The 12427-nt window shown below is 38.4% G+C and carries 2 protein-coding genes; both read left to right on the forward strand.

The window, feature by feature from the left end; translation table 11 throughout:
• Positions 1 to 37 precede the first annotated feature (37 nt).
• Positions 38 to 1927, forward strand: a complete 1890-nt coding sequence (locus ACF3N8_RS08415; protein ID WP_238101883.1) for a YSIRK-type signal peptide-containing protein — start codon at positions 38 to 40, stop codon at positions 1925 to 1927.
• 129 nt (positions 1928 to 2056) lie between these two features.
• On the forward strand, positions 2057 to 12415 hold the full coding sequence (locus ACF3N8_RS08420) for an Ig-like domain-containing protein (protein WP_392449824.1): 10359 nt from the start codon (positions 2057 to 2059) through the stop codon (positions 12413 to 12415).
• Positions 12416 to 12427: the final 12 nt, after the last annotated feature.

Consider the following 12427-nt stretch of genomic DNA (forward strand, 5'->3'; position numbering starts at 1 on the left):
AGTAACCGAAACTAACACCACGAAATGAGGACTGAATATGAGACATCAAAAGATACAAAGATTCGGTATAAGAAAATATAATGTCGGTTTATTTTCTACCGTAATAGGTACCTTACTTTTTCTAGGTAGTCAATCAACCGCATTTGCAGATGAAACGACACATCGTGAATCAAATGTAATTGCTACTACTATTCATGAGTCAGAATCAGATAAAGAAGAAGCGGACACACCGAAGCCAGAGGAAGCAATTACGCCACTAGAATCTGAGACATCTGATGATACGAATACATTAAATGTAAAAGACGAAGTATTAGATTATGAGAGTAAAACTGAAACTGAGAGTGAAGCGTCAGAAGACGACGCTAAAGACAAAGTCGAAGAAAAAGATAAAAAAGACGAAGAGACTCAAGAAGAAAAATCTGAGAAGGAAGCTAAATCTGATAAGGAAGACGAAGCTTCTAAGTCAGAGGAATCTCAGAAAGAAGATACGCCTAAAACTGAGAAGGCTAAAGCTGAATCACGTGAAGCGACTGAAGATAGTAAACCACGTCGTCGAGGCAAGCGTTCATTAGAAGCTAACTCGCTCCGTGAAGCTACACCACCAGAGAATAATCCTATAAGAAAGCGTTCAAAGCGTGCTACTAACGATCCAACGCCTACGCAAGATCGAAGTAACCGACATAGCTTTATCTATGGGGATCCAAACGATCCTAGAACGCTTATGTTAAATGATTACGACCACCCATTAAATTTTACAGATGGTATGGACTTGCATCTTGATTTCAACTGGTTAAACTATAATGAAAACCGTCGTCGTGTGAGAAACCAAAACGGTGACCCTTATGGTTTAAAAGGTGCAGGTTTACATCAGGAATTTGTATCTAACACAAGCGAAATCTTGTTGAGATATGTTACATTCCCTGGTAATAACAACTATTCTACTAATGAAGAACGACTACATTTATCTTTCCGTCAACCGAAATTCTACAAAAATATTGAAGCAATCGTTATCGAAGATGGCAACAACACAGTAGGTTTCACACGTAACTACGATGGTTCTAACTGGGATACTGAAGTACGTCAATTTACGAGTCTTTTAAGAAATGCAAGAACGAAAGAAGTAAGACTTAAAATCAAGTTGAAAAATGGTCAGACATTAAGATCACTTGGTTTCACGGATGACATTCCAGTTTATGTGACATCTTCTCTTGAAGATACAAGAAACGGTATTATCGCGAACTCGGTACAAAATACGTTAATTACGTTAAAACAATACGGCGGTCGTGAACAACAAGGCTTTCCAATTATTGATAGCTTGAATAATCCATCAGGCTTCTTTATTAGACCTATGAATAGTAACATCGTCGTAAACCGTAAAGATAAAACATTTATGGTGAAACACAACTTCCAGCCTAGGGGTAATGCGACAACGAATGAACAACTACGTTATTCATTGTTATATTTTAAAGAGCAATTACCTAGAGAATTATTACCTTTCGTACGTCCTGAACTTGTAGAATTATTCCAAACGAATAACAACGATATCGAAGGTCAAGAACAAGCTACTGGTAAGAAGGCTCACAGATTTACACTTGATAGTAATGGTTTGCTTGATACAAGCCAAGGTTCGAAATGGTCTATCATTAACCCTAATGCTGAGACTCTTGATAACTTTAGAACAGCTGAAAACAATTGGCGTGAAGTATTAACTAAGAACGATAATTCTCCTGTTTCGTTCGCGACACGTTACTATTTAAAAGACAATGTGACTTTCGACTCTATGGAAAAAGCATTAAAACAGTCTTTAGGCTTTAAATTATTACATTTAGATTCATGGTTTGAATTAGACCAGGCAAACACAAAACTACAGACGCATTGGCCTGTAATAGACCGTGGTAGCCCTGAAAAAATCATGAAGGGTAGTTAATCAGCTAACTTCTTTGACTTTAGAAATTTAAATAAAGATACACCGCCTACAATTGATCCAATAGCGAACAAGACAGTACTAAAAGATGCAGGTATTGAACCAATTCGTGTCAGAGCTCATGACGACAAAGTGGTTTCAAGAATAACTGTTACAAACTTACCACAAGGTTTATTATTCGATTCAGCAAATAATGAAATTCACGGTTTCCCTACAGAATTGGGTACTAAAACGGTAACTGTTCGTGCATACGATAACCGGAATCATGAGACGTCGAGAACTTTTAATATCACTGTTCAAAAAGCGCGTTTAGAAGCACCGACTTTAAACCCGGTTAATAACGAAGAGTGGGTTGTTACAGGTAAAGCTATACCAGGTACTCGAGTAGGTGTCAAAGTTAATGGCACACCTTTAACGCTCAATGGTCAACCAAAATTAGTTGATACAGATGATAGAGGTTTTTATAGTTTTAGATTAAATAACCGTGTCCCAGCTGGACAAATTATTAGAGCATACACGACAAAAGCAGGCTATCAAGATTCTAATGATTCAGCGCCAGTAACTGTTTCTCGAGGTAATCCACCTCGTTTAACAACACCTACGACGAATTCGTATACAGATCAAGATCCAATTAGTATTGATTTACAAGCTGTAGATGATGTTACTGAACCACATCGTATAACTTATAGTTTTCCACCAGGAACTAATACTTATGGATTAGTTATCGATCATAATCGTTTAAGAGGTACCGCGAATTTACAAATGCATAACCAACCTATACAAGTCATAATATCGGATGAAGTAGGTAATACAAGACTTGAGACTTTTACAATGCTAGTAAGTGCTCGACCTCAGGCTAATGCGCCTATCATAGACCCTGCAAGTGCTAACTCTGAAACTCAGTTCTTGAGAGTGCATGGTAATAAATTCGGTAGAATTGATTTGTATCGAAATGGTGTATTATATACTGAGTCTAATGGAGCACCTTCTTACGCATTTGTATCATCAATGTCAGGAGGATGGGCGTCAGCTCGATTAGACCGTAAGTTTCAAGCTGGAGACGTTATAGTAGCGCAATATCCAAATAATGGTTCTCCGCCTTCAGCACCGGTTGTAGTTTCTGACAAAACAAGACCGAACATGAGTGTAATCCCTGATCAAGAGATTCTTGAAGGTGACGCTTATAATATTACGCTTACAGGTAATGATAACTACACACCTGCAAACGAGTTAGTATATGCATTTGAAGAGGGTCAAAATTTGCATGGCATGCGTATTGAAGGCAACCGAATTGTAGGTACCGCTTCAGATCCATTACTAACTAATGTGAGTATTCATGTTAAAGTAATTGATAAAGGTAAAAATGAAAACTCTCGAACATTTAATTTAAAAGTTAATGCGAAACCTCAAGTAGCAAAACCTACTATTAGTGGTGACTTAACTAGTGAAATGAATCGGGTAACTGGTGCTACGACCGCTGGAGCTACAGTGACTTTACGTAATAATAATGTTCCTGTAGTTAACAGCAATAGACAACCAATTACTACTGTAGCCGATAGCAACGGTAACTTTGTGTTTAATTTAGCTAACAGATTACAGGCTGGCGCTCAAATTACCGTTACAGCAACTAAAGCGCGTCACAATGATTCTGAAATTTCGGACGTTAAAACCGTATCTGATGCGACATTCCCTACTTATGATTACATTGCACCAATCGTTAAAACAATTAATGACCCTGTTCAAATATCTATCGTAGGTCGTGATAATGTAACAACGCCTCAGAACTTAAGATATGAATTTGAAGCAGGTCAGGATACTTATGGTTTAACTATTAGTGGTCAAACGATTAATGGTCCGGTAACAAAATTAACGAACGGTACAAAACGTATACGCATGAAAGTTACAGATGAAGCCGGCAACTTTGCATGGGGAACTGTAACGTTAACTGTTAACGATTATCCAAAACTAGCTGCGCCAACTATTACAACAAATATTAACTCAGAAACTACAATCGTTCATGGTACAGGTGTGGTAGGTTCAACAGTAAAACTTTATAATGGTACGGAAGTTCTAAGAGATCGTGGCAATAAAGAACTTGCTTATACAATTGGCGCAAATGGTAGCTATAGATTCACGTTGGCAAGTAAACTACCTGCAGGTAGTGAAGTCATAGCTGTTGCTACAAAAACAAACTTTAGAGAATCTGATGCTTCAAGCGTTGACGTCGTTGAAGATGCAACACCACCATCAACACCTAAAGCAATTAGAGTTACAGTGACAAGAGGCCATAGAGTAAATACAGCCATCACCTTAAGAGATAATGTTACTTCACAACAAAATTTACGTGTAGTATTAGTGCCTAATCAAGAGACACATGGTATCTCTATTTCTAATACACATATTACAGGTACGGCGACTTCCGTGACTTCACCAAAACCAATTCAGTTTAAAATTATTGATGAAGCTAATAACGAACGATTAGCATCGTTTACGTTAGAAGTACGCGAGCAACCTCATGCTGCAACACCATTATTTAGTTCTAGTATAAATACAAACACAACTGAAATTTCAGGTACTTCGACACCTAATTCAACAGTTCGATTAAAAAACGGACCAAACTTTATCACGGATAGCAATAATCAACCATTAGTTGCAACGGCGAATAGTAGAGGTAAATTTATCTTTAATTTAAGTCAACCTTTACCATACCTCGCTTCCATAACTGCTATTGCGTCGTTACCTTTACATTTAGACTCTTTACCATCTCGCGAGTTGATTGTAGTCGATAAAACTGTACCAGTTATTGATACCTCAAATCTAAATGATTTAAATCTAACTGTGGGAGATGACATAAGCATTCCTTTAAGAGCTACGGATAATGCAACAAGTCCTAATTCTATAATTTTCTCGGTTAAGAGAGGTTCTGCTAATACTCAAAACTTAACTGTTCAAAATGGTATGTTGACTGGTATTGCATCAAGTCCAGTAACAAATGAAATCGTAACACTCGTAGCTACAGATGGCGCTAGTAACTCATCAGAACATTCTTTTAGAATGACAGTCGTTGAACAACCTCAATTAGATCCACCTCAAGTAAATGATATTAACAGTGATGATCTAACAATAACGGGTACTACAGCACCAAACGCAACGGTAAGTGTTACAGTTAACAATAATCCGTTAGAAAATAGTTCTCATGATGCTATTACGGCAGTAGCTGATGCAACAGGTGCTTTTACTATTAATCTAGAAACACCTATAGAAGCGTATTCAAACGTAACCGTATCCGCTTCTAAAACGAAACATCGTAGTTCAGACCCTTCTGACACTATCGTTGTTTCAGATGGTACAGCACCAGAATATGACGCTATAGCGCCTATTAATACCACTAGAGGACATGAAGTAAGTCAAGATATTTCATCATATGACAACGTTTCACAGCCAGGTAATTTAGTATATGATTTCGCAAATGGCCAAGGTAATTATGGCTTAAGTATTGACGGTGGTATCATTACTGGACGACCTAATAAAGTAACTAATGGAGACGTTACAGTAAGATTTACCATTACTGACGAAGCTAACAATATTAAAGATGGCGAATTTACTTTAAATGTACGCGAACAACCTAAAACACCTACACCTAGCTTAAATAATATTACGACTGAAACGACTACTGTTACAGGTAGTGCAGTAATCGGTAGTACGATTAAGCTTAAAAAAGGTACGAATTATATTACAAATAGCCAAGGTCAGCCTTTAACGACTACAACGAATCAAAATGGTACATTCAATATTCAATTACCGAACAAACTCGTTACAGGTGATCGTGTAGTAGCTATAGCATCGCAAGATTTACATCTTGATTCTGACCCTTCAACAGTTGATTTAGTTGAGGATAAAACACTTCCTACAATTAGTCCTATTTCTCCAATTCATGGACGAAGAGGGTATGATATCACACCAGTTGCAATAAGTGGTACAGATAATACGACACGTAGTAACAACTTAGTTTATGCTTTTGCAGGTAATCAAAATACGCATGGTTTAAGAATAGATAACAAACGTATCGTCGGTGCTCCTAATACAGTTCTAAGTTCACCAGTTACATTAAACTTAACTGTTACTGACGAAGCGGGTAACGTTGGTACTTCAACAGTATCCTTTACTGTGGAAGAACAACCTAAACTTGCCAAGCCAACGATTAGTCATGATATCTCTACGGTTACGAATGAAATTACAGGTACAGCTGAGAGTGGTAGTACTGTTAAATTGTTAAGAGGTAATCAAGAAGTAACAGGTGCAAACGGCACTCCTTTAACTGCTGTAACAAATAATCATGGACATTACGCAATTCAATTACCAAACACTTTCTCAACAGGAGACAACATTACTGTCGTAGCAAGTAAAAATTTACATTTAGATTCAGATGCTTCCGATATGAAAGCAGTTATAGATCGTACAAATCCATCCCTAAATCCAATAGCGAATATTAACGGTATGCGTGGTTACGACATTACACCTATAACACTTACGGCAACTGATAATACGACGTCTAGTAATGACTTAGTTTACGAATTTGTTGCCGGTCAACCAACGAATGGTCTATCTATTGTCAATAAACAAATCGTTGGTGTGCCTACAATTGTTACGCCTTCTCCAGTAGAGTTAACTGTTAAAGTAACTGACCAAGCGGGCAACTTTGATACTAAAAAAGTTATTTTAAATGTAGTTGAACAACCTAAATTAGTTACACCTACGATTACAACGAACATCAATTCTGAAACAACAGAAGTTACGGGTAGAGCTGAAAATGGTTCTAAAATCAAGATTAAAAAAGGTAATGACTTTATTCTTAACGCTCAGGGTCAACCCCTTGAAGTAACAACTAATAACCAGGGAGAATTTAGACTATCATTACCTCAAAAAGTAGATGCAGGAAGCAATGTAACTGTTGTGGCTTTTAAAGACAAACATTTAGATTCAGATCCATCTACTGTAGATTTCGTGGAAGATGCGACGAACCCAACACTTAACCCTATTTCAAATATTAATGGAACGCGTGGTTATGCTATCACGCCTGTAAATTTAACGGGATCTGACAATGCTACGTCGCCAAGTGACTTAGTATATGAATTTGTTTTAGGTCAAGATACGAATGGTTTACGTATCGAGAACCAGCAAATCGTGGGTACTCCAATAGCTGTAACGGCTTCACCGGTTGAACTTACTGTACGCGTAACGGACCAAGCAGGTAATACAAATACGAATACGTTTACGCTAAATATCGTTGAACAACCTAAATTAAGTACGCCTATTATTACAACTAACGTGACTTCTGAATCATTAGTGATTTCAGGAACTGCTGAGGCAGGTTCAGTCGTTAAACTTAAGAATGGTTCTAACTTCGTCATTGATCAAAGCGGCTCACCAATTGAAGCAGTCACGAATGCTTCAGGAAGATTTACATTTAACCTTAATGACAAAATCGATGTAGATAGCGAACTTAAAGCAATCTCTTATAAAGATAAGCACCTTGATTCAGATGAATCAGCGCCAGTTATCGTCTCTGATGATACAAATCCAGTTTTTGATCAAATTCCTGCAATAAATGGAATGCGCGGCTATGAAATTTCGCCAGTAACAATTAACGCCCGAGATAACAAAACGCCTAGTAATAATCTTGTTTATGAATTTGTTCCAGGTCAAAACACGCATGGTTTATCAATCCAAAACAATCAAATTGTGGGTACACCTAACAAAGTCATTACTAATCCAATTGAACTTTCAGTTAGAGTTACAGACCAAGCAGGCAAATCTGATATTACGACTGTTTCCTTAACTGTTGCGGAACAACCGAAGTTAATGAAACCAACTATTACTACAGATGTTAACTCTATGACTACATCAATTACCGGTACTGGAGAACCAGGCGCTACAGTTCATCTTAAGAATAATCAACAAGACGTAATTAGAACTAATGGTCAACCAATCACTACAATAGTAGGTAATGATGGCAGCTTTACGCTTAGTCTGCCGAATCCACTACCTGCCAATTCTGAAGTAACCGTTCTAACTACAAAGGATAAACATCTTGATTCTGATAGTTCAGATGTAGATCATATCGAAGATAAAACGCCACCAACGCTTACAAAACCTAATGGCATTCTTGAAGTCAACGGTATGCGTGGTTATGATTTAGCACCAGTTCAACTAAGTGGTACTGATAACGTATCAAATTCTAACCGTTTATCGATAAGCTTTAAGCCTGGTCAAGATACACATGGTTTAAACATTACGAATAACGTTTTAAGTGGTACACCTGTTAAAGTCACGCAACAACCAATTACACTCACACTTTTAATAGAAGATGAAGCTCATAACGTTTCAGAAGATACGCTTACTTTAAACGTTGCTGAACAACCTAAGTTAGTTAAACCAACAATAAATGGTGATATTGATACGAATAGTAATGTCATTACAGGTAATGCTGACCCAGGTGCTTTGATTACGCTTTATGATGGAAACAATCCGTTAACAGACTCAAGCGGTAATCCAATCACAGGTGTTGTCGCTCAGGATGGCACATTTAACATTCCGCTTCATAAACCATTAGCGCCGAATGTTGCCCTTACTTTAAAAGCAACGAAAGATAAGCATCTTGATTCGGATAGTTCGGATACTGACCAAGTTGAAGATCGAACTAACCCAACACTTGAAGATATTAATGATGTTACTGTTTTAAAAACAAAAGAAATTCGAATTCCATTTGTAGCTAGTGATAATAGCAATAACTACGTAGCGTCTTTAACAGGCACTGATTCAAATATCAATTTACGTATTGAAAATGGAGAAATCATTGGTTCTGCAGCTCTGCCAACGAATGGTGCTGTACCAATAACGTTGACGTTGACAGATGACGCAGGTAACACAGTGAGTAAGACATTTAACTTAACTGTTAAAGAATTTCCGAAACTTAAGACACCAGTTGTAACGGATGATTTGAAATCAACGACTATTGAAATACATGGTACAGCCGAGCCTGGTTCTCTCGTTACGCTTATCAACGAAAATGGACCAATTTTAAATAGTTCGGGACAACCAATTACTGCTATAGTAGATCAAAGTGGCGCATTTGTGATTGCTACGCCTGACGGTTTACCTATTGACACGGAAGTTCAAATTACTTCTACTAAAGCTGACCATTTAGATTCGGATGCTTCAACAAAAGATTTTGTAGAAGATAACGAAGATTTGGATCAAGATGGTAGACCAAATTATCTCGACCATGATATCGATGGTGATGGTATCAACAATGAGGATGAAAAATTACTCAACCTCAATCCTAAACTTGCTGATTCAGATAATGACGGTACACCTGATGGCGACTTAGACAGTGATCAAGATGGTATCTTGAACAAAGATGAGTCTGATCCGAATAGTGAGCGTGCAACGGATAGAGATAACGATGGCAATCCTGACGTTCTAACACAATTAGATACTGATAATGATGGTACACCAGATATAAATGACCCTGATGACGATAATGATGGCGTAAACGACGTAGACGAAGCTTTAATGAACTTGAACCCTAAAGTACGCGATACGAACAATGATGGTACGCCTGATGGTGATGAAGATTCTGATCGTGATGGGCTTTTAAATAAAGATGAGTCAGACCCAACGCTAAATACTGCTACAGACCGTGATCAAGATGGCTTACCTGATATCCAAACTAGAAAGGATACAGATGGTGATGGAACGCCTGATGTTGATGATACGGATATCGATGGCGATGGTATTAATAACGCGGATGAAGCATTGATTGGTACAGACCCTAAACTTAAAGATAGTAATCAAAATGGCACACCTGACGGAGATGAAGATTTCGATGGTGATGGTATCTTAAATAAAGACGAGTCAAATCCTAATCGTGCTGATGCCACTGATAAAAACCAAGATGGTCAACCTGATATTACAACGCAACTTGATACGGATGGAGACGGTACGCCAGACCACCAAGATCATGATGACGATGGTGATGGTATTAATGATGCAGATGAACTATTACTTGGTTTAAATCCTAAGTTAGTAGATTCTAATAATAATGGTACGCCTGATGGCGACGAGGATTCTGATGGAGATACAATTCCTAACAAGAATGAATCTGATCCGAATTCAGCGACGTTTACAGACAAAGACCAAGATGGCGTTGCTGATATTAATACTGCTCTAGACACGGACCATGATGGCCAACCAGATCACGAAGATAACGATGATGATAATGATGGTATCAATGATTCCGATGAAGCATTATTAGGATTAAATCCGAAATCAGCTGATTCTGATAATAATGGTACAGCTGATGGTGATGAAGACTCTGATGGAGATACTATTCCAAATAAAGATGAATCGTATGAAAATGCTAACGCGCCAACTGATAAAGATGGTGATGGCAACCCTGATGTATTAACACAACTTGATACAGATTCTGATGGCACACCTGATCATCTAGATACAGATGATGATAATGATGGCGTAAATGATGCCGATGAAGCGGTCTTAGGTTTAAATCCAAAATTGGCCGATTCTGATGATGACAACGACGGTTTATCAGATGAAATCGAAAGACTTTTAAATCTTGATCCTGTGAACCCTGATTCTGATGGTGATGGCGTTATAGATGGCGATGAAGATGCCGATGCGGATGGTACGACGAACGCAAACGACGATTATCCGAATGATGCAAAACGTCAAATCGATAAACAACTTGATACGGATGGCGATGGTATTCCAAATCACCTCGATTCAGACGATGACAACGATGGATTATCAGATGAAATCGAACGACTTCTAAACCTCGATCCTGTGAACCCTGATTCTGATGGTGATGGCGTTATAGATGGCGATGAAGATGCCGATGCGGATGGTACGACGAACGCAAACGATGATTATCCAAGTGATGCAAAACGTCAAATCGATAAACAACTTGATACGGATGGTGACGGAATTCCTAACCATATCGATTCTGATGATGACAACGACGGTTTATCGGACGAAATCGAACGACTTCTGAACCTTGATCCTATGAACTCTGATTCTGATGGCGATGGTCTTAAAGACGGCGATGAAGATGCTGATGGCGATGGCACATCTAACTCAAAAGATGATTATCCGAATGATGTAAAACGTCAAATCGATAAACAACTCGATACTGACGGCGACGGTATTCCTAACCACATCGATTCAGATGACGATAACGATGGTTTATCGGATGAAGTTGAACGACTTCTAAACCTAGATCCATTAAATCCAGATTCTGACAGAAACGGTGTGATAGACGGCGACGAAGATACTGATCAAGATGGTACGCCTAATTCGAATGATGACTATCCGAATGATGCGACACATCTAGTCGACAAGCAACTTGATTCAGATGGAGACGGTATTCCTAACCACATAGATTCAGATGACGATAACGATGGATTATCGGATGAAGTTGAACGTCTTCTCAACTTAGATCCTATGAACCCTGATTCTGATGGAGATGGTGTGACAGACGGCGACGAAGATACTGACGCGGATGGCACACCTAACGTGAATGATGATTATCCTCAAGATGCGACGCGTCAAGTCAATAAGCAACTTGATTCAGATGGAGACGGTATTCCAAATTATCTCGACTCAGACGATGATAACGATGGATTATCGGACGAAATCGAACGACTTCTGAACCTAGATCCTATGAACCCTGATTCAAATGGTGATGGCATTAAAGATGGCGATGAAGATACTGATGGCGATGGCACATCTAATATGAAAGATGACTATCCAAATGATTCGACACGTCAGATTGATACACAACTCGATACTGATGGCGACGGTATCCCGAACTACATCGATTCTGATGATGACAACGATGGTTTATCGGATGAAATCGAACGTTTGCTCAACCTCGACCCATTGAATCCTGATTCAGATGGAGATGGTGTGTCAGACGGCGACGAAGATAATGATGCGGATGGTACGCCTAACTCAAACGATGATTATCCAAATGATGCAACACGTCAAATCGATAAACAAATTGATACGGATGGCGATGGTATTCCAAATTACCTCGATTCAGACGATGACAACGATGGATTACCTGATGAAGTTGAACGTTTACTCAACCTTGATCCACTAAACTCTGATTCTGACGGTGATGGCATTTACGATGGTAATGAAGATCATAATCAAAACGGTATTTCTAATAAGAATGAATTTAGTCAAGCAGTACCTTCTCACAAATTGAAACATGATAGAAGTGAACAGAAGTTAGATAACCAAGCAGGAAAATCAATTAAAGAAACTCAGAAAGATAAAGCTTCATTAAAACAATTACCTGCAACTGGTTCGAACCATACTTCAACCACTTTACTAAGTGTCTTTAGTTTGTTTGCTGGTGCATCATTACTACTAAGAAAAAGAAGAAAACGCAATAAAGATAAATAGAAACCTAAAAAG

The organism is Staphylococcus massiliensis (assembly GCF_043186315.1).
GTDB lineage: Bacteria > Bacillota > Bacilli > Staphylococcales > Staphylococcaceae > Staphylococcus > Staphylococcus massiliensis.